At 69.7% G+C, this 24128-nt stretch carries 19 protein-coding genes; 14 read left to right on the forward strand and 5 right to left on the reverse strand.

What is annotated here, in order from left to right; translation table 11 throughout:
- Positions 1–4: 4 nt before the first annotated feature.
- From B6N23_RS13225 to ilvD, 8 genes are all read left to right on the forward strand, one after another.
- On the forward strand, positions 5–1174 hold the full coding sequence (locus tag B6N23_RS13225; RefSeq protein ID WP_305499662.1) for an acyl-CoA dehydrogenase family protein: 1170 nt from the start codon (positions 5–7) through the stop codon (positions 1172–1174).
- Entirely contained in the window at positions 1171–2505 is a 1335-nt protein-coding gene (locus B6N23_RS13235; RefSeq protein WP_369424648.1) for an FAD-dependent oxidoreductase, read from the forward strand. The genes B6N23_RS13225 and B6N23_RS13235 overlap by 4 nt, the downstream gene beginning before the upstream one ends.
- A gap of 30 nt (positions 2506–2535) precedes the next feature.
- Positions 2536–3924 (forward strand): ABC transporter substrate-binding protein, encoded by a 1389-nt coding sequence (locus B6N23_RS13240; RefSeq protein WP_022524340.1) that lies wholly within the window; start codon positions 2536–2538, stop codon positions 3922–3924.
- A 32-nt stretch (positions 3925–3956) separates the two neighbouring features.
- Positions 3957–4805 carry a nitrate ABC transporter permease gene (gene ntrB / locus B6N23_RS13245; RefSeq protein ID WP_305499665.1) on the forward strand — a complete coding sequence of 283 codons (849 nt, stop codon included), beginning with the start codon at positions 3957–3959 and terminating at the stop codon, positions 4803–4805.
- On the forward strand, positions 4795–5733 hold the full coding sequence (locus B6N23_RS13250; RefSeq protein WP_305499667.1) for an ABC transporter ATP-binding protein: 939 nt from the start codon (positions 4795–4797) through the stop codon (positions 5731–5733). The genes ntrB and B6N23_RS13250 overlap by 11 nt, the downstream gene beginning before the upstream one ends.
- 68 nt (positions 5734–5801) lie before the next feature.
- Positions 5802–6251, forward strand: a complete 450-nt coding sequence (cynS, locus tag B6N23_RS13255; RefSeq protein ID WP_062375986.1) for a cyanase — start codon at positions 5802–5804, stop codon at positions 6249–6251.
- An 88-nt stretch (positions 6252–6339) separates the two neighbouring features.
- On the forward strand, positions 6340–8019 hold the full coding sequence (locus B6N23_RS13260; protein ID WP_253445143.1) for a sigma-54 interaction domain-containing protein: 1680 nt from the start codon (positions 6340–6342) through the stop codon (positions 8017–8019).
- Positions 8020–8098: 79 nt separating this feature from the next.
- Positions 8099–9793 (forward strand): dihydroxy-acid dehydratase, encoded by a 1695-nt coding sequence (gene ilvD / locus B6N23_RS13265; protein ID WP_305499675.1) that lies wholly within the window; start codon positions 8099–8101, stop codon positions 9791–9793.
- 111 nt (positions 9794–9904) lie between these two features.
- Here the strand turns inward: ilvD and B6N23_RS13270 are convergent, their stop codons facing one another.
- The 5 genes from B6N23_RS13270 to B6N23_RS13290 all read right to left on the reverse strand — a co-directional run bounded on the left by B6N23_RS13270 (position 9905) and on the right by B6N23_RS13290 (position 17044).
- Positions 9905–13015 carry a molybdopterin dinucleotide binding domain-containing protein gene (locus tag B6N23_RS13270; RefSeq protein ID WP_305499679.1) on the reverse strand — a complete coding sequence of 1037 codons (3111 nt, stop codon included), beginning with the start codon at positions 13013–13015 and terminating at the stop codon, positions 9905–9907.
- Entirely contained in the window at positions 13008–14234 is a 1227-nt protein-coding gene (nrfD, locus tag B6N23_RS13275) for an NrfD/PsrC family molybdoenzyme membrane anchor subunit (protein ID WP_305499692.1), read from the reverse strand. The genes B6N23_RS13270 and nrfD overlap by 8 nt, the downstream gene beginning before the upstream one ends.
- Complete coding sequence (dsrO, locus tag B6N23_RS13280) at positions 14215–14994, reverse strand: sulfate reduction electron transfer complex DsrMKJOP subunit DsrO (protein ID WP_253445133.1); 780 nt, start codon at positions 14992–14994, stop codon at positions 14215–14217. Before dsrO ends, nrfD begins: the two co-directional genes overlap by 20 nt.
- A 231-nt stretch (positions 14995–15225) precedes the next feature.
- Positions 15226–15504, reverse strand: coding sequence for an XRE family transcriptional regulator (locus tag B6N23_RS17145; RefSeq protein ID WP_119021446.1), 279 nt, complete (start codon positions 15502–15504; stop codon positions 15226–15228).
- A gap of 112 nt (positions 15505–15616) precedes the next feature.
- Positions 15617–17044, reverse strand: a complete 1428-nt coding sequence (locus B6N23_RS13290) for an aminotransferase-like domain-containing protein (protein ID WP_305499695.1) — start codon at positions 17042–17044, stop codon at positions 15617–15619.
- 140 nt (positions 17045–17184) lie between these two features.
- On the opposite strand from B6N23_RS13290, the gene B6N23_RS13295 reads away from it, so the two are divergent.
- The 6 genes from B6N23_RS13295 (at position 17185) to B6N23_RS13320 (ending at position 24123) form a co-directional block, all read left to right on the forward strand.
- Positions 17185–18639 carry an NAD-dependent succinate-semialdehyde dehydrogenase gene (locus B6N23_RS13295; RefSeq protein WP_305499696.1) on the forward strand — a complete coding sequence of 485 codons (1455 nt, stop codon included), beginning with the start codon at positions 17185–17187 and terminating at the stop codon, positions 18637–18639.
- A 37-nt stretch (positions 18640–18676) separates the two neighbouring features.
- Complete coding sequence (gene gabT / locus B6N23_RS13300; RefSeq protein ID WP_305499699.1) at positions 18677–19963, forward strand: 4-aminobutyrate--2-oxoglutarate transaminase; 1287 nt, start codon at positions 18677–18679, stop codon at positions 19961–19963.
- Between the two features lie 208 nt (positions 19964–20171).
- Positions 20172–21152 carry a glutarate dioxygenase GlaH gene (gene glaH / locus B6N23_RS13305; protein WP_305499702.1) on the forward strand — a complete coding sequence of 327 codons (981 nt, stop codon included), beginning with the start codon at positions 20172–20174 and terminating at the stop codon, positions 21150–21152.
- A 122-nt stretch (positions 21153–21274) separates the two neighbouring features.
- Entirely contained in the window at positions 21275–22471 is a 1197-nt protein-coding gene (gene lhgD, locus B6N23_RS13310) for an L-2-hydroxyglutarate dehydrogenase (RefSeq protein ID WP_305499704.1), read from the forward strand.
- A gap of 156 nt (positions 22472–22627) precedes the next feature.
- Positions 22628–23587, forward strand: a complete 960-nt coding sequence (locus tag B6N23_RS13315; RefSeq protein WP_305499707.1) for a TAXI family TRAP transporter solute-binding subunit — start codon at positions 22628–22630, stop codon at positions 23585–23587.
- 23 nt (positions 23588–23610) lie between these two features.
- Positions 23611–24123, forward strand: coding sequence for a DUF1850 domain-containing protein (locus tag B6N23_RS13320; protein ID WP_305499709.1), 513 nt, complete (start codon positions 23611–23613; stop codon positions 24121–24123).
- Positions 24124–24128: the final 5 nt, after the last annotated feature.

The following is a 24128-nucleotide window of genomic DNA, read 5'->3' on the forward strand; positions in this document are numbered from 1 at the left end:
GACCATGATCGAAGCCGCCACTGCCAACGCCGTTCGCCCCGCGCCGCCCCCCGCCCCGGGGCTTCCACCCGGCGACGCCTCGAGTGCCGATATCGTGTCGCGGGTCGAGCGGATCGCCGCCGGCCCCCTGGCCGAGATGGCCGGACGCATCGACCGGGGCCACTACCCGCTGGAGATCATGGCGTCCCTGGGGCGCGCCGGGGGCCTGGGGGCCCACCTGGACCGCCGCGGCCAGCGCTTCGACCAGGCCATCGGCGCCATGGCCGAGGTCAGCCGCCACTGCGGCACCACCGGCTTTCTGGTCTGGGCCCACGATGTCTTCGGCCTCTACCTGGAGCAGTCGGGCAACCCGGCGCTCTGCGGTGACTTCCTGGAGCGCCACGCCCGTGGCGACAGCTTCGGCGGCACGGCGCTCTCCAACCCCATGAAGGCGCTGTCGGGGATCGAGAGCCTGGCGCTGCGGGCCCGGCGGGTCCCGGGGGGCTACCGGGTCAGCGGCACCCTGCCCTGGGTGAGCCATATCGCCGCCGGCCAGTACTGCGGCGCCCTGGCCGGGGTCGAGGGCGCCGACGGCAGCCTCTCCCACGAGATCATGTTCGTGCTGCACTGCCGGGAGGAGGTGGCGCTGCGCCAGTGCCCGGCCTTCTCCGGCATGGAGGGCTCGAGCACCTGGAGCATCACCCTCAAGGACTACTTCGTCGGCGAGGATGAGCTGATCGCCGACCCGGCGCGCCCCTTCATCGCCCGCATCAAGGCCGCCTTCATCCTGCTGCAGACCGGCATGGCGGTGGGGGTCACCCAGGGCAGCATCGACGCCATCCGCGAGGTGGAGCCGGCGCTGGGGCACGTCAACCAGCATCTCGACGAGCGCCCCGACGCCCTGCAGGCGGAGCTGGACGAGCTGCGCCAGCGCGCCCTGACGCTGGCGAAGACCCCCTTCGAGGGCGGCCGCGACTTCCTGCTCGAGGTGCTGGACGCCCGGGTGCAGGGGGCCGAGCTGGCGCTGCGCGCCTCCCAGTCGGCGCTGCTCCACCAGGGGGCCAGGGGCTATCTGATGAGCGCGGCTCCCCAGCGGCGCATTCGCGAGGCGCACTTCGTGGCCATCGTGACGCCGGCCATCAAGCACCTGCGCTGGGAGATGGCGCGCCTGATGCGCGAGGAGATGCCGTCATGAGCGAGGAGCGTCCCTTTCAGCAGTACATCTGCCGCGCCTGCGGCCTGATCTACGACGAGGCGGAGGGCGACCCGGACAGCGGCCTGGCCCCCGGCACTCGCTTCGAGGATATCCCCGACGACTGGGAGTGCCCGCTGTGCGGCGTGACCAAGGCAGACTTCGAGCCCTTCGTGCCGAGGGAGCCGGTGGACGCCGTGGCGGCCGACGCCAGCCCCCGCCGCGTCGGTGCGGTGGTGGTGGGTGCCGGCCTGGCCGGCTGGGCGGCGGTGGAGGCCCTGCGGGCCCTGGATCGCGACCTGCCGATCACCCTGGTGACCGCCTGCTCGGGCGACCGCTACCACAAGCCGGAGCTGTCGGTGGCGCTGAGCCGCGGCCAGAGCGCCGATGACCTGGTAAGGGAATCCGGGAGCGAGGCGGCGCGGCGCCTGGGCGTGCAGCTGCTGCCCCGCACCTTCGTCACCGGCCTCTCGCCGCAGCCGCGCCGTTTGCGCACCACCCGCGGGACCCTGAGCTACACCGGCCTGGTGCTGGCCATGGGCGCCCGGCCGGCGCTGCCCGAGGCGCTGCCCGAGGCGCACTGCTGGCGGGTCAACGACCTGGCCGGCTGGAGCGGTCTGCAGCGGGCCCTGGCCGACGGGCCGGCGCGGGTGGCGGTGGTGGGGGGCGGCATGGTCGGCTGCGAGCTGGCCGAGGATCTCGCCCGGGCCGGTCATCGCGTGAGCCTGCTGGACCGCCACGCCTACCCCCTGGCCGGACTGCTGCCGGAGGCCGCCGGGCGTCGCCTGCTGGCCGCCCAGCGGGCGCTGGGCATCGCGGTGCGCCCGAACGTCGCGGTCGCGGGCGTCGAACGCAACGCGGCGGGGGAGCGGGTGGTGCAGCTGGCCGACGGCGAGCGGCTGGTGGTGGATCAGGTGGTCGCCGCCACCGGGCTTGCCACCGAGCCGCGCCTGGCGCGTCAGGCCGGGCTCGACTTCGCCGGCGGGATCTGCGTCGACGGGCGCACCCTGGCCACCAGCGTGCCCGGCATCTTCGCCCTGGGCGATTGCATCGCCATCGAGGGCCAGCCATGTCGCTTCATCGAACCGCTGGCGCGCCAGGCCGAGGCCCTGGCCCATGCGCTGCTGGAGCGTGACCACCCGGGCTACCGCCACGCGGCGCCGGTGGTGCGCCTCAAGACCCGGCAGCTGCCGATCACCCTGAGCGGCCGGCCGGATCCCGATGCCGACTGGGTCACGGTCAGCGACGACGCGGAGCGGCTCGAGATGGAACAGCGCCAGGGCGAGCGCGTCCTGGCCACCCTGAGCGTGGGCGCCGGCCGCCGCGCCGCCTGACCCCTTGCACAACACCTTCGAGGACAAGCCATGAGCGACAACAATATCTACCGTCCCTACTCGAGCGACTCCCGCCTGGGCGGCTGCAGCTGCGGCCAGCACCAGAGCCAGGCGGACCACGATGCAGCGGCCAGGCAGGCGAGGGCGCAGGACCCCGATACCCTCTCCCGGGACTTCGTGGAGGCGGCGGCGGTCAAGGCACTGTTTCCCCACGATGCCACCCGGCGGCGCTTCCTCAAGGCGGTGGGCATGGGCAGCGCCATGGCGGCCATCGCCAGCGTGCTGCCCATGGAGAGCCTGCAGGCCATGGCCGAGGAGCGCCAGGGGCCGCTGGAGAAGAAGGACCTGCGGGTGGGCTTCATTCCCATCAACTGTGCCACGCCGCTGATCATGTCCGACCCGCTGGGCTTCTACGCCGAACAGGGGCTGAACGTCTCGCTGATCAAGAGCTCGGGCTGGGCCCTGGTGCGCGACCAGATGCTCAACGGCGAGCTGGACGCCTCCCACTTCCTGGCGCCCATGCCGCTGGCCATCTCCCTGGGGCTAGGCTCGTCGCGACAGGCCATGCGCGTGGCCACCATCCAGAACACCAACGGCCAGGCCATCACCCTGGCCATGAAGCACAAGGACAACCGCGACCCGCGCAACTGGAAGGGCTTCCGCTTCGCCATCCCCTTCGAATACTCCATGCACAACTTCCTGCTGCGCCACTACCTGGCCGAGCACGGCCTCGACCCGGACAACGACGTCCAGCTTCGGGTCACGCCGCCCCCGGAGATGGTGGCCAACCTGCGCGCCGGCAACATCGACGGCTTCCTGGGGCCGGACCCCTTCAACCAGCGCGCCGTCTACGACCAGATCGGCTTCCTGCACCTGCTGACCAAGGAGATCTGGAACGGCCACCCCTGCTGCTCCTTCGGCATGTCCGAGGCGTTCATCCAGGAGAATCCCAACACCTTCGCCGCGCTCTATCGGGCGGTGCTCAACGCCTCCGCCATGGCCCGGGATCCGGCCAACCTCGGCACCATCGCCGAGGCGATCTCCACCCCCAACTACCTCAACCAGCCGGAGATCGTCATTCGCCAGGCGCTGACCGGGCGCTACGCCGACGGCCTGGGCGGCATCCAGGACCAGCCCGACCGCTCCGGCTTCGAGCCGATGCCCTGGTACGGCATGGCGACCTGGATGCTCACCCAGATGAAGCGCTGGGGCTACCTGAAGCAGGAGGTGGATTTCAAGGCGCTGGCCGAGGAGGTGTTCCTGATGACCGACGCCAGGCGCCAGATGGCGGAGCTCGGCATGGCCGAGGCGGAGCAGGAGCCGCTGGATGGCTACCCCAGCTTCGAGATCATGGGCCGCACCTTCGACCCCCATCGGGCCGACGAGTATCTGCAGAGCCTGCCGCTGTCGCGGGCCTGAGCCCGACAGCCGACTGAATCGAGGATGACACCATGGACAAGACACTGAAACTGCGCGCCGGGCTGCTCTCCTGCCTGCTGCTGCTGGTGCTGGTCGGCATCTGGCATGCGGCGACCCAGGTCACCGCCAGCGGTGGCGGCGAGGCGCTGGACCCGGAGTACGCCATGCTGATGGGGCTCTCCGCGGAGAGCGAACGCAGCTCCGGCTTTCCCACCCCTGGCAAGTTCGCCTCCAGCGCTCTGGGCCACCTGGCCAGCCCCTTCTACGACAACGGCCCCAACGACAAGGGCATCGGCATCCAGCTCGCCCACTCCCTGTGGCGGGTGGCGGCGGGCTTCCTGCTGGCCATGGCGGTGGCCATCCCCCTGGGATTCGTGATCGGCATGTCGCCGCTGCTCTACCAGACCCTCAACCCCTTCATCCAGGTGCTCAAGCCCATCTCGCCGCTGGCCTGGATGCCCATCGCCCTCTACACCATCAAGGACTCCACCATCTCGGCCATCTTCGTGATCTTCATCTGCTCCATCTCGCCGATGCTGGTCAATACCGCCTTCGGCGTGGCGGGGGTGCGCAAGGGCTGGCTGGACGTGGCGCGGACCCTGGAGGTGAACCCCCTGCGCAAGGCCTTCCGGGTAATCCTGCCCGCCGCGGCGCCCACCATCATCACCGGCATGCGCATCTCCATGGGCATCGCCTGGCTGGTCATCGTCGCCGCCGAGATGCTCGTGGGCGGGACCGGGATCGGCTACTTCGTCTGGAACGAGTGGAACAACCTGTCGCTGAACAACGTGATCTTCGCGGTCCTGATGATCGGCCTGATCGGCATGCTGCTGGACCTGATGTTTGCCCAACTGCAGAGGAAGGTGACCTATGTCGAATGATGTGAAAGACAGCGAAGTGCCCTTCGTCAAGGTGGAGGGCCTGGCCAAGCAGTATCGCAGCGATCTGCCGCCGGTGTTCGAGAACGTGAGCTTCTCCATCCACAAGGGCGAGTTCATCTGCATCATCGGCCACTCGGGATGCGGTAAGAGCACCATCCTCAACGCCCTGGCCGGCCTGGAGCAGGCCAGCCGCGGGGGCATCGTGATGGACGGCAAGGAGGTGGACGGCCCGAGCCTCGATCGCGGCGTGGTGTTCCAGGGCCATGCGCTGCTGCCCTGGCTGAGCGTGGAGGAGAACATCGCCTTTGCGGTGCGCTCCCGCCATCCGGGGTGGTCGCGCAACCAGGTGGCCGAGCACGGCGCCCGCTTCCTGAAGATGGTGGGCCTGGCGGGGGCGGAGAAGAAGAAGCCCGCGGAGCTCTCCGGCGGCATGAAGCAGCGGGTCGGCATCGCCCGGGCCTTCGCGGTGGAGCCCAAGATGCTGCTGATGGACGAGCCCTTCGGCGCCCTGGACGCCTTGACCCGGGGCGTGATCCAGGACGAGCTGCTCAGGATCTGCGCCGATACCCGTCAGACGGTCTTCATGATCACCCACGACGTGGACGAGGCGATCCTGCTGGCCGACAAGATCCTGCTGATGAGCAACGGCCCCCGGGCCCATATCGCCGAGATCGTCATCAATACGCTGCCCCGGGAGCGGCAGCGGGAGACGATGCACCACGACCCCCAGTTCTACCGGCTGCGCAACCATCTGGTGGACTTCCTGGTGCACCGCTCGAAGAAGCTCCAGGAGACGCGCGACCTCAAGGCCGCCTACGGCGAGCCCAGGGTGGTGCGGCCGGGGCTCGACTCCCTGAAGGTCGTCGCCTCCCGGGATGATGAGCCGCCGACGAATACGCCCCGCCGCGCCGCGGCAGGCCCGGCCTGAGGCGGGGATGCTTCCCGCTCGGCCTCTTTTACCCAGTACCCCTCGATGAGTGACCAGGAGAAACCACGATGATTACCGACCGTAAGCAAGTGACCGAGATGATCCTCTCCGCCAAGGTGAGCAAGGGCGTGAAGTGGAGCGACGTGGCCCAGGCCGTGGGCCTGAGCAAGGAGTGGACCACCGCCGGCTGCCTCGGCCAGATGACCTTCAACAAGCAGCAGGCCGAGGTGCTGGGCGAGATCTTCGACCTGCCCGACGAGGCGGTGGCCTGGCTGCAGGTGGTGCCCTACAAGGGGTCGCTGCCCACCGAGGTGCCCAGCGACCCGCTGATCTACCGCTGGTACGAGGTGGTCAGCGTCTACGGCACCACCATCAAGGAGCTGATCCACGAGGAGTTCGGCGACGGCATCATGAGCGCCATCGACTTCTCCATGGATATCCAGCGCGAGGAGAACCCCAACGGCGACCGGGTCAAGGTGGTGCTGTCGGGCAAGTTCCTGCCCTACAAGAGCTACTGAGCCGGCGTCGACCAGAGAACAGGCGCCGTGAGGCGTGATGTCTTGCCCCCGGCCCGGCCGGGGGCACCTGCGTTGCGGGAGGAGCGACATGGAGAGGGAGTGCGAGACGGAGACAGGCCGGGTTTCGCGGCAGCGGAGCGGACGCCGGGCCGAGGAGCCCGACAGCGAGCGCTCTCCCGCCTTCTGGCGGGCCCAGGAGATGCTGCTGCTGCAGCAGGTGATGGCGCTGGCGGGGCGCAAGACGGACCCGGGGCCGGCGCTCCAGGAGATGCTGCACCTGCTGTCGGAGCTGCTGGGACTCAACCGGGGGCGGATCGTGCTGCTGGACGCGGCGGGCCGCCACGGCGAGATCCGCTACGCCTACGGGCTGACCCGGGAGGAGGTCTCCCGGGGCCGCTACGGGCTCCACGAGGGGATCACCGGCCGGGTGCTGGCCACCGGCCAGCTGATGGTCTGCCAGAATATCGACCGCGACCCGCTCTTCCTGGGGCGGATGGTGGCGCGCAGCCGGCTGCCGGAGGGCCCGGTCTCCTTCATCGCCCAGCCGATCCGGGTGGCCGAGCGCACCCTGGGGGTGCTGGCCTGCCACCGGATACGGCGCCGCCCGCGCCCCCTGGCGGATGACCTGCAGATGCTCAAGCTGCTGGCGGCCTATGCCGGCCAGCTGCTGCAGCTGCACGCCCAGATGCAGGCGCGCACCGAATCTCTCCGGCAGCAGAATCGGCTGCTCTCCCGGGCGCTGGCCTCCAGCGCCAGCCGCTACGGCATCGTCGGCAGCTCCCCGCGGCTGCTCCAGGCGGTGACGGAGCTCGAGCAGGTCTCCGACTCCACCGCCAGCGTGCTGCTGCTGGGGGAGTCGGGCACCGGCAAGGAGCTCTTCGCCCGGGCCCTGCACCTGGCCAGCCCGCGGCGGGAGGCGCCCTTCATCAAGGTCAACTGCGCGGCGATTCCGGAGACCCTGTTCGAGTCCGAGCTCTTCGGCTACGAGAAGGGCGCCTTCACCGGCGCCCAGTCGCTGCGCCAGGGCTCCTTCGAGCAGGCCGACGGCGGCACCCTCTTTCTCGACGAGATCGGCGAACTGCCCCTGGCCATGCAGACCAAGCTGCTGCGCACCCTGCAGGAGGGGTCGATCACCCGGCTGGGCGGTAAGAGTGAACTCGCCATCGACGTGCGTCTGGTGGCGGCCACCAACCGCCACCTCGAGGAGGAGGTGGCCCGGGGCGCCTTCCGCCAGGACCTCTACTACCGGCTCAACGTCATCCCGATCCGGCTTCCCTCCCTGGCCGAGCGCAGCGGCGATATCCCGGCCCTGGCGCTGCACCACCTCAACCGGATCAACCAGGCCAACCAGCGCAACGTCCACCTCACCGGCGGGGCGCTGGAGCGCCTGCAGGCCTACCCCTGGCCGGGCAATATCCGCGAGCTGGGCAACGTGATCGAGCGCATGGTGCTGCTGACCGATCGGGCGGCCCTGGAGGCGGAGGACGTGGAGCGCTTCCTCCCCGGGGAGCAGGAGATGGCGGCCGGGGCGCCGGGGGGTGGTGCCGCGGGCGGGCCGCTGCCGGGGGAGGGCGGGGGCCCCTTTCCGGGCGCCACCGCGACGGTCGCCGACGTACGCCCCTATGTGCCGGCTACCTCCCACAGCCCCGAGGCGCTCTGCCACGCCCTGCGGCGCAGCGGGGGCAACAAGACCCGTGCCGCCCAGCTGCTGGGGCTGACGCCTCGCCAGTTCAGCTACCGCTGGAACAAGCTGGGGCTCGCCGACTAGCCAGGCCGGCGGCTATGGACAGCCCGGGGCTCGAGGTCCACCCTCTGGGGGTTACCCCATCTTCACAAGGAGCCCCGCCATGAGCGACACCCCCAAGGCCCCCCGCCGCCGCCACTCCGCCAAGGTGGTGGACGGCCCCGGGAAGGCGGCCAGCCGCGCCATGCTGCGCGCGGTGGGCTTTCGTGATGAGGACTTCGCCAAGCCCCAGGTGGGTATTGCCTCCACCTGGAGCATGGTCACGCCCTGCAACAGCCATATCGGCGAGCTGGCCGAGCACGCCCGGGACGGCGCCGACGCCGCCGGCGGCAAGGGGGTGATCTTCAACACCATCACCATCTCCGATGGCATCGCCAACGGCACCGAGGGCATGAAGTACTCGCTGGTGTCGCGGGAGGTGATCGCCGACTCCATCGAGACGGTGGCCTGCTGCGAGGGCTTCGACGGCCTGGTGGCCATCGGCGGCTGCGACAAGAACATGCCGGGCTGCCTGATGGGCCTGGCGCGGCTGAATCGGCCGAGCGTCTTCGTCTACGGCGGCACCATCCTGCCCGGCAAGGGCCACACCGACATCGTCTCGGTGTTCGAGGCCATGGGCGCCCACAGCCGCGGCGACATCGACCTGATCGAGCTCAAGCAGATCGAGGAGACCGCGATCCCCGGCCCCGGCTCCTGCGGCGGCATGTACACCGCCAACACCATGGCCTCGGCCATCGAGGCGCTGGGCATGAGCCTGCCGGGCAGCTCGGCGCAGAACGCCGTCTCCAACGACAAGCGCGAGGACTGCGAGGCGGCCGGTGCCGCAGTGCTCGCGCTGCTCGAACGTGACATCAAGCCCTCGGACATCATGACCCGGGAGGCCTTCGAGAACGCCATCACCGTGGTGATCGCGCTGGGCGGCTCCACCAATGCGGTGCTGCACCTGATCGGCATGGCGCGCACCGTCGGGGTGGACCTCGCCCTCGAGGACTTCACCCGCATCGGGCGGCGCGTGCCGGTGGTGGCCGACCTGCGCCCCAGCGGCCACTACATGATGAGCGAGCTGGTCGCCATCGGCGGCATCCAGCCGCTGATGAAGACCCTGCTCGATGCCGGCCTCTTGCACGGCGACTGCCTGACGGTGACCGGCAGCACACTCGCCGAGAACCTGGCCAATGTCGCCCCCTATCCCGACGACCAGAAGATCATCGCGGCGCTGGATGCGCCCCTCAAGGCGGAGAGCCACCTGCGCATCCTCTTCGGCAACCTGGCGCCGGAGGGGGCGGTAGCCAAGATCACCGGCAAGGAGGGCACCCGCTTCTCCGGCACCGCCCGGGTGTTCGGCTCCGAGGAGGAGGCCCAGGCGCGCATCAACGACGGCACCGTGGTGGCCGGGGACGTGGTGGTGATCCGCTATGAGGGCCCGAAGGGCGGGCCGGGCATGCGCGAGATGCTCACGCCCACCTCGGCGATCATGGGCCGCGGGCTCGGCAGCGAGGTGGCGCTGATCACCGACGGGCGCTTCTCCGGTGGTAGCCACGGCTTCGTGGTCGGCCACGTGACCCCAGAGGCCTTCGACGGCGGCCCGCTGGCGCTGGTGGAGGATGGCGATGTGATCACCATCGACGCCGAGGCCGACACCATCGAGGTCGACCTCTCCGACGAGGAGCTGATGCGCCGCCGCCGCCGCGCCGCCTGGCAGCAGCCGGCGCCGCGCTACACCCGCGGGGTGCTGGCCAAGTACGCGAGGACCGTCAGCTCCGCCAGCACCGGGGCGGTCACCGACGCCTTCGACTGAGCCCCCGCGGCTGACAGGAGCGCCAACGACAGCGCCCCCGCCGGTTTCCCGGGGGGGGCGCTCTGCCTTTCAGTGGTTTATCCAGGCTCGGTTGGTTCGGGCGCGGCGGGTTCAGGCCTTGCGGACCCTCACCGGCAGGCCCTGGCGCACGCTGGCGCCGCTGATGGGCTCGAGCCAGGTGCCGTCCACGTTGCGGGTCGGGTCCCGGAAGCCCAGGTCGTTGATGTTGATGCCGGCGCGCAGCCAGGGCATGTCCGGCTGGGACTCGCCGTCGATCACATGCGGCGTGGCGCCGAGATCCCGGTGGCCGTAGCCGTGCTCGATGCCCAGTGACCCCGGCATCACGCTCTCGCTGACCAGCGCCAGGCCCACCACGCTGCCGCCGGGGCTCTCGATGCGGACGGTATCGCCGTGGCTGATGCCGTAGCGCTCGGCGTCCTGGCGATGCATCTGCACGGGGTTGTAGGGCTTGATCATGCGCAGCCGCTCGTTGCCGATGGCGTAGGAGTTCATCAGGTTGGATTTGAACGAGAAGGCGAGCAGCGGCCACTCCTCCTCGAGGAACACCTCACGCATGGTCTGCTGGTTGGCCAGCAGCGGCAGACTGTGGCCGGGCACGCCGCGGTTGGGCTTGCCGCTCATGGTGTCGATGCTGGTGCCCACCACCTCGTTGTAGACGCACAGGGTGCGGCGCCAGGCGTTGGTCAGCCGCTCGCCGCGGAAGTGGTCGCTGGCGTCCTGGAAGCGCCCGCCGCGAGCGTAGAGGTAGGCCACCCGGCCACGCTCCTCTTCCTTGAGGGTGCGCTCGAGCCGCGGCAGCAGCGGGGCGAGCCCGGCGTGGGCGATGTCGCTCTCGTCGGCCTCGGGCAGCGGCTCGTCCATGTAGGCGATGTTGGCCGCGGCGCGCAGGTAATAGTCCTCGGCGCGGTTGAGCGGGTGCAGGTGGCCGTCGGCATCCGGGATCGCCTCGTCGCCGAAGCCGGAAAGGCCCAGGCGCCGGGCCACGGCGATGAAGAAGCTGTCCTGGCACACCGGCTCGCCCTCGGCGGTCTTCTGCTGGCGCGGCTCCACCACCGGCCAGCAGGCGGTGGTCAGCCGGCCCAGCGTGCCCTTCCAGGCGCCGGTGAAGCCCCACACCTCATACATCACCGAGTCGGGCACGATGTAGTCTGCGTAGCGGTTGGTCTCGTTGATGAAGCCATCCACCGCCACGAAGAGCCCCAGGCGCTTCGGGTCCTTGAGCTTGTCGGCGATCATCGCCTCGAGCCCGGCCTGGCCGTAGATGGGGTTGGCCATGCAGCCGATCAGCGCCTTGATCGGGTAGGGGTAGCCGTCCAGCGCCGAGGGCAGGTGCTCGGTGAGGGTGGGCGGGGCGAAGGAGCGCCACGGCGCCTTGGCCGGGTAGGGGTTCTCGCCGGCCTCTACCTTGCGGCGGTACTCCGAGGAGCGCTCGTAGGGGAAGCGCGAGCGGGAGAGGAAGACGCCCTGGGGGCCGCGCTTGCCGGGGAAGTCCACCAGGTCGTAGCGGGGGCCCTGGCTGAAGCCGTTGAACTGGCCCCCGCCCACGGCGCTGCCGCCCTTCATGTTGTAGTTGCCGGCCAGCAGGTTGAGCATCTGCACCGCGAAGGCGGCGTAGAAGCCGTTGCCCGACATCATGCCGCCGTGGCAGTTGACCACGGCGCGGCGGCCGTGGCTGGCGTAGCGTTCGGCCAGCTCGACGATGGTGGCCTCGGGGATGCCGCAGTGCTCGGCGTAGGTGGCCAGGTCGTACTCGTTGGCCGACTCCCGCAGCAGGGTCATGCTGCTCTTCACCCGCACGGTGCTCCCAGGCCCTTCCGACGAACCGGCGAGCTCGACCTCGCGGTCGACGAAGAGCTCGGCGGCCATCGCCTCCTCGCCGTGAACGAGCTTGCCGTCGACCACCACCAGGGGGGCATCGGCGTCGCTTCCGGCCTCGGCCAGGCCCAGGTCGCTGGCCATCAGAAAACGGCCGCGGCGGGGGTGGTTTTCGGTATCGATCACCAGGTGGGTGGCGTTGGAGTGGGTGGCCTCGCCGGCGGCGTCCGCGGCAGCCTTGCCGGGCAGCTCGAGGAACGCCCGTGCATAGCCCTCGTTGTCCAGCAGCCACTGGATGATGGCCATGGCGAAGGCGCTGTCGGTGCCGGGGCGGATCGGCACCCAGCGGTTGTGGGCGGCGGCGTGGGAGGCGGCGGCGTTGAGCGCCGGGTCCACCACCACGTACTCCAGGGTGCCCTCGGCGCGCGCCTTGGCGATCAGCCGGCCCTGGCGCTTGAAGGGGTTGCCCGCCTGGCTCGGCGCGGTGCCGATGTACATGATGAAGCGGGCGTTCTGGATGTCCGGCTTGACGTGGGCGTTGGCGCCCAGGTCGTTCATCACGGCACCGGAGCCCATGCGGAAGGCCAGTCCGCAGTAGGAGCCGTGGTGGCCGTAGTTGCGGGTGGCGAAGCCGTTGAGGGTGAAGCGCTTGAGCAGCTCCGAGCGGCCGTAGTCGGTGGCCTCCATCACCATCAGCTGGTTGGCCTTCGGGCCGTACTCCGGGTTCTCCGGGTCGATGAGGGTGTCATGGTCGTGGATGGCGCGCAGGCCGTCCACGTGGCCCTCGCCGAACAGGTCGCCGCCCTCGCAGATCTCCTCGATCAGCTGCTCGAAGGAGATCTTCTGCCACTGGCGCTCGCCGCGCTCGCCCACCCGCTTGAGGCAGTGGTCGATGCGGAAGGGGCTCTCCAGCTGGCTCATCATGGCGTTGCCGCGGGCGCAGGCGGTGGAGCGGTTGACCTGGCCCTGGCCGCCGTAGGCGCTGACGTGGCGCAGCGCCTCGGCCACCGGGGTGCGCATGGGCAGGTGGTCGTCGGCGGAGAGCGGGTGGTAGGGGTTGCCGGAGACACGCAGCACCCGGTCGCTCTCGCTGTCGACGCGCACCCGCACGCCGCACTGGGTGGTGCAGCCGTAGCAGATGGTGAAGGCGGTGCGCTGGTCCGGGTTGAGGGTCAGTTCGCCGCTGTCGAGGTCGACCCGATACTCCGGCGCCAGGGAGTTGCCGTGGATCGGGTGCTTCGGCGTCTCGCCGGCGCTGCCGGTGACGCCCTTGGCCATCTTGGCCAGGGGGGCGGAGTAGCCGGCGACGAAGGTGGCGGCACCGCCGGCGGCGACGGCACCCTTCATGAAGCGGCGGCGTGAGGTATCGACGGGGGACTTAGCCATGGCGGGGCGCTCCTTCCATGTTGTGTGCGGCGCGCTTGGCGTCGGGGTGTGCGGTGCTTTCGGATGACGCTGTGCTGTCCGAGAGCGAGACGTCGGCGGCGCTGCCGCCCTGGCGCGCCTGGCGCCAGGGGATCAGCAGGTCGATCACCAGGACCGCGGCGAGCCACAGGCCGAAGGTGCCGACGATGCCGAGGATGCCGGAGGAGCCGGCGGGGATGCCGTAGTGGTGGAAGCCGGCGCTGTTGCGGGCCACGTGCTGCACGTCCATCAGCACCACCCAGCGGAACATCCAGCCCATGTGGATGGCCACCAGGCCCAGCACCCAGGCCCAGGCGAAGAGGGCCGGGCGGCGGGCGGCGGGGCGGGTGAGCAGGTAGAGCACGGCGCCGAACAGGGCCACCCCGGTCAGGCCGCCCCAGAGGGCGGTGCTGCGCCAGGAGGGGCTTGCGCGCACCGAGTCCAGCGCCGCGGCCACCGAGCCGACGTTGGCGTTGATGCCGTCCAGGAACCAGCTGCCGGCGACGATCCCGGCCACCAGGCAGGCGCCCAGCAGCACCCTGAGCATCTGGCCGCTGCTGGCCTGGTCACGCAGGCCGCTGACCCGGTTGAGCACCAGGATCAGGCCGGCGGCGGCGATAAAGCCGGTGGCGACCAGCATCGGCGGCAGCCAGACGGTGTTCCACAGCGGGCGCGCCTTGACCACGGCAAGCTCGGCGCCGGTATAGAGCATGATGCCGGTGGAGAGCGCCAGGGTGCCCAGGCCCACCAGCACCAGCGCCGCGCGCGGGGTAGGGGCGGAGCCGAACGACAGCAGGCGGGCGGCGAGGCCCGGCAGGCCGGGTGCCTGGCGGCTGGCCTGCAGCGCCGGTCGCCAGGCCAGCCAGGCGAGCAGCAGCACGCCCACCACGTAGAGCGGCAGCAGCAGGCTGCCGATGGACATCCAGGAGCTCGAGGTGGCGTAGGCGTAGAAGTGCCAGAAGCGCAGCGGCTGGTGCAGGTCGGCGAGCAGCGCCACCGGGGCCACCAGGGTCGTGGTCAGGCAGGCCAGCATCGCCAGGCGCGCGGTGGGCAGCCAGCGCTGCCTGCCGAACACCAGCGCCGGTGCCGCCAGCCACAGGGTGGCGTAGGAGAGCGCGATCAGGAAGAAGTACTGCACCGCCCAGGGGTACCAGGCGATGGCGTAGCGGGGCGCGAGCAGCTCAATGGCCATGGAATTCATAACCCATCTCCTTGCCGTGGGGGTCGAGGACTTCCAGGGCCACCGGCTCGGCGAGCGGGCGCGTGATGAAGCGCTCGTCCATGCCGAGGTAGAAGACCTGGGGCAGGGTGTTCTTTTCAGGCTGCAGCACCATCAGCTCGTCGCGGTGCTCCGCGATCATGCGGCTGATCTGGCTTTCAGGGTCGCGCATGTCGCCGATGATCCGCGCGCCGCCCACACAGCTCTCCACGCAGGCCGGCAGCAGGCCGGCTTCCAGGCGGTGGGCGCAGAAGGTGCACTTGTCGGCGGTCTGGGTCCTGTCGTTGATGAAGCGGGCGTCGTAGGGGCAGGCGTTGACGCAGTAGGCGCAGCCCACGCAGCGGTCGCTGTCCACCACCACGATGCCGTCCTGCTGCTGGTAGGTCGCCTGGACCGGGCAGACCGGCACGCAGGGCGGGTTCTCGCAGTGGTTGCACAGGCGCGGCAGCATGAAGGTGGCAAGCTCGCCGGTCTCCTGATGCTCCACCTCGTACTGGGAGACGGTGGTGCGGAACTTGCCCAGGGGGGCGTCGTTCTCGATATGGCACGACACGGTGCAGGCCTGGCAGCCGATGCATTGGCGCAGGTCGATGAGCATGCCGTAGCGCTTGGTGGGGTCGCCTTCTCGGCGGGGCGGCTGGCTGTTGATGCCGGCGCTGGCAACGCTCGAAAGCGGTATCAGGGCGGCACCCGCGCTGAGGCGAGCGAGCTGGCCGAGAAGGGAGCGGCGAAGGTGGTCCATGGCGCCTCCGGTGGCCTGGGTGTCGCGGGGGATCGCCCCGCGGCGGGATAAGAGGGTGACACCGGAAAGCCTACCTGCGACCAAGGTCGAGTGGCTTGATATGCATCAAGAGATGATTAGCAAGCTCTTAATGCTCGCTTAATGTTGCCGCAAGTGGCTGGCAGCCAAGGGAAAGCATCACGCCCCGCCGGTGACCCGGCAGGGCGTGATAGGAGAGGGGGGGGGGCGGCGTCAGTGGGCCGTCGGCTCCGGGTCGATGGTGCGGTAGAGAATCTGCAGCTCCTCGACGGAGAGATGCTCCAGACGGCCGGAGAGCAGATCGCTGACCTTCTGGGCCGGCAGGCCGGCACGGCGGGCGATCTCTCGGCAGCCGAGGTCGGAGACGGCGATCAGCCGAGTCACGATGCGCATGAGGCGTGTACGTTTTTCCAGGTCCCTGACGTCGAGGTCAGGGCTACTTCGCGGGGGGTCGAGTTGGTCCGCGGCTTGGGTGTGACGTGCAGTACTCATGATGCTCCAGTGGGCGATTGCGACATGCACACTATGGGGTCTCTTCGGCGATTTTGCCAGTGTCGATTCGATGATGCTTTGGTGGCAGCAAGAAGACGCCGCAGGAGCAGGCTCAGGTGCGCTGCAGGCAGCGCGTCAGCACGTGGCGCAGGCGTACCGCTTCGCTGGCCAGGGTGTTGCCGGAGAGCATGCCGATGCCGAGGATCAGGCCGCTGCGCGGGTCGTCGGGGGCGCAGGCCGGGCTCAGCGGGCGGGTGATGAGGTGGGATTGCAGCAGGCGGCTGGCGACGCGCCGGTCATCCACCTCCGGCGCGAACTGCACGCAGAGGCTGATGGAGTGGCTGGGCGGGGAGACGTGGAGCACGCCGGGCACCTGCACCAGCTGGTCGTGCATCACCTGCTGGCGGGCCAGGTAGTCGCGTTGGATACGGCGGTACCAGGCGTCCAGCTCCCCCTCGGCGATGAACTGGGCCAGGGCGGCCTGGTCCAGCAGGCGCCCCTCGCGGAACACCTCGCTGCGCAGCTGGTTGAGTGGCGCCACCCGCGACCGGGGGGCCACCAGGTAGCCCAGGCGCAGGCCGGGGAACATCAGCTTGGAGAAGGAGCCGACCAGCAGGTGCCGGGGCGAGCGGCCGTCGAACATCAGGTTGGCGCCATCCTCGCCGGTGAACTCGTAGTCATCCTCCAGCACGAAGTCGGGCGCGAGGCGCGCGCAGAGCGCCTGCCGGTGCGCTCGGGAGGTGGGCACGCTGAGCGGGTAGTGGTGCGAGCCGGTGAAGTAGGCCAGCCGCACCGGGGCGTTCGCCTCCCCGGGGGCGTGGCCCGCCTCCGGGGACCAGGCGAGCTGGTCGACCCTGGCGCCCACGGCAGTGAAGACGTTGCGCGCCCCCCAGTAGCAGGGGGACTCCATCAGCACCCGGTCACCCACGTCGGTGAGCGCCAGGGCGCACAGCTCGATGCCGTTGTGGGTGCCCTCGGTGATGATGATCTGGTCGGTCTCGCACTCCAGCCGGCGCCAGCGCCACAGGAAGTCGCGGATGGCGCGCTTGAGCGGGCCGTAGCCGCCGCCGGAGTAGGAGAGCAGCAGGGCGTTGCGCGGCACGGTGACGCTGGCATAGAGCTCGCGCCACTTGGCCATGGGGAACTGGGTGATGTCCGGGATGCCGGGCATGAAGGCGCCGCTCTGGATGGCGCTGGCACTGGGGGCGTCCAGGATGGCGGCGGCCCGGGTCGAGAGGCGCGGGGCGGCGTCGGCCGGCGTCGGGTCCGGCGTGACCGGGCGGCGAGTCCAGGTGCCCTGGCCCTGCCCGGTGAAGATGAGCCCCTCCTCCCCCAGTCGCCGCATGGCCTGGGCCAGGGTGTCGCGCGCGACCTTCAGCTCCTGGCAGAGCAGCCGGTGGGAGGGCATCCGGCTGCCGTCGAGCCAGTCGTGCAGGATCGTCAGGCGCAGGGCCTGCTCGATGCGTACGCCCTTGCCCAGGCGTTCGGGCTGCTGGCTGACGCGGGCGAGAAGCGGGGCGAGGGAGACCTGGGGCGGCATGGCGGTGGCAACGGTGGCGCGGTGTGTGGCGATTATCCCCTGCGGGTGAGGATTGGTCCACCTGGCCGGGGAAGTGGTCCATAGGTGGCGGGTCGCCTTGCTGCTAGCGTGCTTCCCCATACCGACAAGAGGAGACCCCCATGACGCTGATCGACTCGCTGTTGATCGACGGCACGGCCGCCGCCCTGGTGGGCGAGGCCTGGCTGACCGGCAGCGCAAGCTTCCCCGTGACCAACCCCGCCACCGGTGAGCGGCTGGCCCAGGTGGCCGACCTGGGTGCCGACGAGACCCGCCAGGCGGTGGCCGCCGCCGAGGCGGCCGGCGCCGCCTGGAAGAAGACCACGGCCAAGGAGCGCGCCGCCCTGCTGCGCGCCTGGTTCCTGCGCATCCAGGAAGAGGCCGAGGGGCTGGCCGAGCTGATGACCCTGGAGCAGGGCAAGCCGCTGGCGGAATCCCGCGGCGAGGTGACCTACGGCGCCAGCTTCATCGAGTACTTCGCCGAGGAGGCCAAGCGCATGGCCGGCGAGACCCTGCCGACCCATGCCGCCGACAAGCGCCTGCTGGTGCTGCGCGAGCCGATCGGCGTGGTGGCGGCCATCACGCCCTGGAACTTCCCCATGGCGATGATCACCCGCAAGTGCGCCCCGGCCATCGCCGCCGGCTGCACCGTGGTGATCAAGCCCGCCGAGGCGACCCCGCTCACCGCCCTGGCCCTGGCGCGCCTGGCCCGCGAGGCCGGCATCCCGGCCGGGGTGATCAACGTGGTCACCGCGGCGAGCCCCGCGGCGGTGGGCGAGGTGCTGACCACCGACCCCCGCGTGCGCAAGGTCTCCTTCACCGGCTCCACCCCGGTGGGCAAGAAGCTGCTGGCCCAGTGCGCCGGCACCGTCAAGAAGGCCTCCATGGAGCTCGGCGGCAACGCCCCCTTCATCGTCTTCGACGACGCGGACCTCGACGCCGCCGTGGCCGGAGCCATCGCCTCCAAGTACCGCAACGCCGGCCAGACCTGCGTCTGCACCAACCGCTTCCTGGTCCAGGAGGGAATCTACGACGCCTTCGTCGAGGCCCTGGCCGCGAAGGTCGCGGCGATGCCGGTGGGTGACGGCCGCGAGCCGGGCGTGATGATCGGCCCGCTGATCAACCAGGCCGCCGTCGACAAGGTACAGCGTCACGTGGATGACGCCGTGGCCAAGGGCGGGCGGCTGCTGTGCGGCGGCACCCTCCATGCGCTGGGCCAGAGCTTCTACGCCCCCACCGTGATCGCCGATGCCACTCCGGAGATGGCCGTGGCCAGCGAGGAGACCTTCGGCCCGCTGGCGCCGGTGTTCCGCTTCCGCGACGAGGAGGAGGCGATCGCCATGGCCAACGATACCCCCTTTGGCCTGGCCGCCTACTTCTACGCCCGGGACTACCGCCGCATCTGGCGCGTCATGGAGGGGCTCGAGTACGGCATGGTCGGCGTCAACGAGGGGATCATCTCCACCGAGCTTGCCCCCTTCGGCGGCGTCAAGGAGTCGGGCCTCGGCCGCGAGGGCTCGCGCCACGGCCTCGAGGAGTTCACCGAGCTCAAGTACGTCTGCGTGGGCGGGCTCTGAGCCCGCCGTGTCACCCACTCTCTGCCAGGATCTCACCATGACCCAGACCTTCACCAACGCCGAGCTCAACGAGCTCAAGAAGCGCTTCGTGGCCAACGGCGCCGCCCCCCCCACCGCCCAGTTCGTGGCCCGCGCCGAGAACGCCGAGCTGTGGGACGAGGATGGCCAGCGCTGGATCGACTTCGCCGGCGGCATCGGCGTGCTCAACCTGGGCCACCGCCACCCGCGCATCGTCAAGGCCGTGCAGGACCAGCTCGAGCGCGTCATGCACACCTGCTCGGCGGTGCTCTCCTACGCCCCCTATATCCAGCTCTGCCAGCGGCTCTGCGAGAAGGCCCCAGTCAAGGGCCCGGAGCGCAAGGCGATGCTGGTCAACACCGGCGCCGAGGCGCTGGAGAACGCGGTCAAGATCGCCCGCGCCGCCACCGGCCGCTCCGGCGTCATCACCTTCGACGGCGCCTTCCACGGCCGCACCATGATGACCCTGGCCATGACCGGCAAGGTGCTGCCCTACAAGAACGACTTCGGCCCGATGCCGGGTGACGTCTATCGCGCGCCTTACCCCAACCCGCTGCACGGCATCAGCGACGAGATGGCCCTGGCGGGCATCGAGAAGCTCTTCAAGACCGACATCCCGGCTCATCGGGTGGCGGCCATCGTCATCGAGCCGGTGCAGGGGGAGGGCGGCTTCTATATCGCCTCGCCCGAGTACCTCAAGGCGCTGCGCGCGCTCTGCGACCGCCACGGCATCCTGCTGATCGTCGACGAGGTGCAGTCGGGCTTCGCGCGTACCGGCAAGCTCTTCGCGCTGGAGCACAGCGGCATCGAGGCCGACATGCTGACCACCGCCAAGTCCCTGGCCAACGGCATGCCGCTCTCGGCGGTGGTGGGCACCGCCGAGGTGATGGACTCCTCCGGGCCGGGCTCCCTGGGCGGTACCTACAGCGGCAACCCGCTCTCCTGCGCGGCGGCCCTGGCGGTGTTCGACGCCATCGAGGAGGAGAACATCCTCGAGCGCAGCGAGCAGATGGGCCGCATGCTGGCCGAGCGCTTCGCGGTCTGGCAGGAGCGCTTCGCCCCGGTGGGCCATGCGCGCAACCTGGGCGCCATGGCGGCCTTCGAGCTGCTCGACGCCGAGGGCCGGCCGGACCCGGCCCAGGCCCAGGCGCTGTGCGCCAAGGCCCGCGAGCAGGGGCTGATCCTGCTCTCCTGCGGCTTCTACGGCAACACCATCCGCGTGCTGGTGCCGATCACCGCCCCCTCCGCAGTGCTGGAGGAGGGGCTCGCCATCATCGAGCGCTCTCTCGAGGCGATCACCGCCTGAGGCGGGCCGGGCGCGCCCGGCCAGTCCCTTCCGTTCGTGTGGCGTTCACCGCCGAGGCCCCTGGCCTCGGCGGTGTCGTTTGCAGGGGGCAGGAGAGGGCGGCATGGCGAGCAATTTCTATCGCCATTAAATATATATTTTGACACAAGTTAAAAATGTAGATATTTTTGAGGGGCAGTCATCCTCTCACTCCCCTGGAGACCCTGACATGTCGATCCTGACCCAGCTTCCCGCCGTCGCCATGCCGCTGCCCGCCGATATCCGCGGCTTCACTCTGGCCCCCTCCGCCGCCTCGCCGCGCCTGATCCAGCTGACGATCTCGCGCGAGGTGGTCGAGGCCTTCGTGGCGGCCGTGGCCGAGTGGCCAGTGCAGGCGCTGGAGTACAAGTCGATGCTGCGCTTCCGCGTGGCGAAGATCCTGGACGACCTGTGCGACAACACCCTGCAGCCGGTGCTGGTCAACACCCTGGTGGATCGCGCCACCGGTGGCTTTCAGGTGGTGATGGAGGGGCTCGACTCCGTGGAGCAGGCCGAGGAGATGGTCAAGCTCTCCACCGCCGTGGCCCATCTGATGGGGCGCTCCAACTACGACGCCATGAGCGGCCAGTACTACGCGCGCTTCGTGGTGAAGAACGTCGACAACTCCGACTCCTACCTGCGCCAGCCGCATCGGGTCATGGAGCTGCACAACGACGGCACCTTCGTCGAGCAGGACACCGACTACGTGCTGATGATGAAGATCGACGAGCAGAACATGGCGGGCGGCACCTCCCTGCTGCTGCACCTGGACGACTGGGCCGACCTGGAGCGCTTCTTCGCCCACCCGCTGGCCCATCGCCCGATGCGCTGGACCGCGCCGCCCAGCAAGAACGTGGCCCGCGACGTCTTCCACCCGGTCTTCGATGTGGACCGCGAGGGGCGCCCGATCATGGCCTACATCGACCAGTTCGTGCAGCCAAAGGACTACGAGGAGGGCAACTGGCTGACCGACCTCTCCGAGTCCCTGGAGACCAGCCCGGCCATCGTCTCCCTGCCCAACCCGGTTGGCAGCTTCCTGCTGATCAACAACCACTTCTGGCTGCACGGCCGCGACCGCTTCACCCCGCACCCGGACCTGCGCCGCGAGCTGATGCGCCAGCGCGGCTACTTCACCCACGCCAAGACCCTGCGCGACCCGCGCCAGGTGTAAGGCGCCGGGAAGTGACGGCAGCCCGAGCGGTTGTCATGATATGAGCCATGCCACGCCCTGCGGCGTGGCATGCGCGTGTCCGCCAGCGTGGTTCAGCCAGCACCCTTCAGCAGAGAGAGAAGATGCACGATTTCATCATTGTCGGCGGCGGCATCCTGGGGATGTCCACCGCCATGCAGCTCAAGCAGGCCTACCCGGAGCGGCGCATGTTGCTGCTGGAGAAGGAGGCCGAGCCGGCCATGCACCAGACCGGCCACAACAGCGGCGTGATCCACGCCGGGGTCTACTACACCCCGGGCAGCCTCAAGGCGCGCTTCTGCCTGGCCGGCAACCGGGCCACCGTCGAGTTCTGCGAGGCCCACGGCATTCCCTACGACACCTGCGGCAAGCTGCTGGTGGCCACCAACGACCTGGAGATGGAGCGCATGAAGGCGCTCTGGGAGCGCACCGCGGCCAACGGCCTCGAGCGTGAGTGGCTCTCCGCCGAGGCGTTGGCCGAGCGCGAGCCCAATATCACCGGGGTCGGCGGCATCTTCGTGCCCTCCAGCGGCATCGTCGACTACGCCGCGGTGACCCGCGCCATGGCCGCCGAGTTCGAGCGGATGGGCGGCGAGATCCGCTACGGCTGCGAGGTGACGGGCCTCGAGGAGCGAAGCCGCGAGGTGGTGGTAAGCAGCAGTGGAGGCGAGTTCACGGGGCACTATCTGGTGACCTGCTCGGGGCTGATGGCCGACCGGGTGATCCGCCTGCTGGGCCAGGACCCAGGCTTCACCATCTGCCCCTTCCGCGGCGAGTACTACCGGCTGCCGGCGAAGCACAATGCGATCGTCAACCACCTGATCTATCCGATCCCCGACCCCTCCATGCCCTTCCTGGGCGTGCACCTGACGCGGATGATCGACGGCAGCGTCACCGTGGGGCCCAACGCGGTGCTGGCGCTCAAGCGCGAGGGCTACCACAAGCGTGATATCTCGCTTCCCGACATGGCGCGGATGTTCACCAACCCCGGCATCCTCAAGGTGCTGGGCAAGAACCTGCGTCCGGGCCTGGTGGAGATGAAGAACTCCCTCTACAAGCGGGGCTACCTGGAGCTGGTGCGCAAGTACTGCCCGAGCCTGACCCTCGAGGACCTCGAGCCCTATCCGGCCGGGGTGCGCGCCCAGGCGGTCTCCCGGGACGGCAGGCTGGTGGACGACTTCCTGTTCGTGAACACCCGGCGCACCCTCAACGTGGGCAATGCCCCGTCGCCCGCGGCGACCTCGGCGATTCCCATCGGTGCCCATATCGTCGAGCAGGTGAAGTCGCTGGTGGAGGGCTGAGCGGGCGACCTTGGTGGAATTGCCGAAAAAAACTGAAAACGTAGAAATATGGCCAGGGCCTCTCACGCAGGGGCCATGCTAGGTTTCCCTCAGGTGCTTTCCCTCCAGCACCGACAACAACGATACAACAAACGGGTTTCAGCCCGGAGGATTGCCATGAATGCCATGAAGTACGCCGTCGCCGCCTCGCTGATCGCGACGGCCCCGCTGGCCGCGGCCCAGCAGCTCTCCATCGCCACCGGCGGTACCGGCGGGGTCTACTACCCCCTGGGCGGCGGCCTGGCCGAGATGATCAACAGCCATATCGAGGGGGCCAGCGCGGTGGCCGAGGTCACCGGGGCCTCGGTGGAGAACATGGGCCTGGTGTGGCGCGGCGACTCCGATCTCGCCTTCGCCCTGGCCGATACCGTCTATCAGGCCTACAACGGCACCGGCGACTTCGAGGGGCGCCAGCTCGACAACATCCGTGCCCTGGCCTCGGTCTATCCCAATGCCGTGCAGCTGGTCACCCTGGCCGACTCCGGCGTGGAGTCCCTCGAGGACCTGCGCGGCAAGCGGGTCTCGGTGGGCGCTCCGGGCAGCGGTACCGAGCTCAACGCCCGCGCCCTGCTGGAAGCCAACGGCATCACCTATGACGACTTCACCCCCCAGCGCCTGAACTTCAACGAGACCGCCGACGCCATCCGCGATGGCGACATCGACGCCGGTTTCTGGAGCGTGGGCCCGCCCACCAGCTCCATCCTCAACCTGGCCACCACCCGCGATATCCGCCTGGTGGGACTCTCCGAGGAAGAAGTGGCCAACGCCCGGGAAGCGGAGCCGGTCTTCGCCCCCTATGACCTGCGTGCCGGCCTCTACGAGGGCATGGACGAGGCCGTGCAGACCATCGGCATTCCCAACGTGCTGGCGGTGAGCAGCGAGATGGACGAGGAGCTGGCCTACCAGATCACGAAGATGCTCTTCGAGCAGACCGATGAGCTGATCGCGGTGCACCCGGCGGCCAACGACACCACCGTGGAGTTCAGCATCGACTCCACCCCGGTGCCCTTCCATGATGGCGCGCTGCGCTACTATGAGGAGATCGGCGCCGAGGTCCAGGACCACCAGCGCCCGTAACGCGCCCCGAGCCGGGCACCCCGATGTCTTCTTCGATCCATGACGTCAGCCGCCGTGCCTTCGGGCCGGCGGCCTTTGCGCTCTGTCTGCTGCTCGCTCCGTCGGCCCATGCCGACGACGAGGGCTGGCTGGAGGTCACCGCCGACAACGGTCGGCGGATCGCCTCGCTGCCGATGCCCGAGGGCGAGGCCTGGTGCCTGGAGTGGAACCACTCCGTGGCCGGCTTTCCCGTGCAGGACTGCTATCGCTATCGCCACCGGGAGGGCCTGATGGTGCTGGAGCGCAGCCACCAGCCCGACTTCGCCGCCGGGCTCGGCCACGTGCCTGGCCGGGGGCGACAGGTCTCCGACGGCGAGGGTGGCTACTGGATCGAGGAGATCGACGAGCCGGTGCCCGGCAACCGCTATCGCCTCCGGGTCGGATCCCCGGAGGTCAACCATCGACTGCTGCACGAGGGCCGCCGGCTCAGCCTGAGCGACCAGGCCGCCGGCGAGCGGGTGACGATCCACCTGCGCACCTCGGCATCCACCTCCTGACGAGA

It is taken from the genome of Halomonas alkalicola, from assembly GCF_030704205.1.
GTDB lineage: Bacteria > Pseudomonadota > Gammaproteobacteria > Pseudomonadales > Halomonadaceae > Halomonas > Halomonas alkalicola.

What these genes read in the sequence shown, in the direction of transcription:
- B6N23_RS13225 (WP_305499662.1), top strand. Translation starts at nt 5, where the DNA reads ATGATCGAAGCCGCCACTGCCAACGCCGTTCGCCCCGCGCCGCCCCCC.
- B6N23_RS13235 (WP_369424648.1), top strand. Translation starts at nt 1,171, where the DNA reads ATGAGCGAGGAGCGTCCCTTTCAGCAGTACATCTGCCGCGCCTGCGGC.
- B6N23_RS13240 (WP_022524340.1), top strand. Translation starts at nt 2,536, where the DNA reads ATGAGCGACAACAATATCTACCGTCCCTACTCGAGCGACTCCCGCCTG.
- ntrB (WP_305499665.1), top strand. Translation starts at nt 3,957, where the DNA reads ATGGACAAGACACTGAAACTGCGCGCCGGGCTGCTCTCCTGCCTGCTG.
- B6N23_RS13250 (WP_305499667.1), top strand. Translation starts at nt 4,795, where the DNA reads ATGTCGAATGATGTGAAAGACAGCGAAGTGCCCTTCGTCAAGGTGGAG.
- cynS (WP_062375986.1), top strand. Translation starts at nt 5,802, where the DNA reads ATGATTACCGACCGTAAGCAAGTGACCGAGATGATCCTCTCCGCCAAG.
- B6N23_RS13260 (WP_253445143.1), top strand. Translation starts at nt 6,340, where the DNA reads ATGGAGAGGGAGTGCGAGACGGAGACAGGCCGGGTTTCGCGGCAGCGG.
- ilvD (WP_305499675.1), top strand. Translation starts at nt 8,099, where the DNA reads ATGAGCGACACCCCCAAGGCCCCCCGCCGCCGCCACTCCGCCAAGGTG.
- B6N23_RS13270 (WP_305499679.1), bottom strand. Translation starts at nt 13,015, where the DNA reads ATGGCTAAGTCCCCCGTCGATACCTCACGCCGCCGCTTCATGAAGGGT.
- nrfD (WP_305499692.1), bottom strand. Translation starts at nt 14,234, where the DNA reads ATGAATTCCATGGCCATTGAGCTGCTCGCGCCCCGCTACGCCATCGCC.
- dsrO (WP_253445133.1), bottom strand. Translation starts at nt 14,994, where the DNA reads ATGGACCACCTTCGCCGCTCCCTTCTCGGCCAGCTCGCTCGCCTCAGC.
- B6N23_RS17145 (WP_119021446.1), bottom strand. Translation starts at nt 15,504, where the DNA reads ATGAGTACTGCACGTCACACCCAAGCCGCGGACCAACTCGACCCCCCG.
- B6N23_RS13290 (WP_305499695.1), bottom strand. Translation starts at nt 17,044, where the DNA reads ATGCCGCCCCAGGTCTCCCTCGCCCCGCTTCTCGCCCGCGTCAGCCAG.
- B6N23_RS13295 (WP_305499696.1), top strand. Translation starts at nt 17,185, where the DNA reads ATGACGCTGATCGACTCGCTGTTGATCGACGGCACGGCCGCCGCCCTG.
- gabT (WP_305499699.1), top strand. Translation starts at nt 18,677, where the DNA reads ATGACCCAGACCTTCACCAACGCCGAGCTCAACGAGCTCAAGAAGCGC.
- glaH (WP_305499702.1), top strand. Translation starts at nt 20,172, where the DNA reads ATGTCGATCCTGACCCAGCTTCCCGCCGTCGCCATGCCGCTGCCCGCC.
- lhgD (WP_305499704.1), top strand. Translation starts at nt 21,275, where the DNA reads ATGCACGATTTCATCATTGTCGGCGGCGGCATCCTGGGGATGTCCACC.
- B6N23_RS13315 (WP_305499707.1), top strand. Translation starts at nt 22,628, where the DNA reads ATGAATGCCATGAAGTACGCCGTCGCCGCCTCGCTGATCGCGACGGCC.
- B6N23_RS13320 (WP_305499709.1), top strand. Translation starts at nt 23,611, where the DNA reads ATGTCTTCTTCGATCCATGACGTCAGCCGCCGTGCCTTCGGGCCGGCG.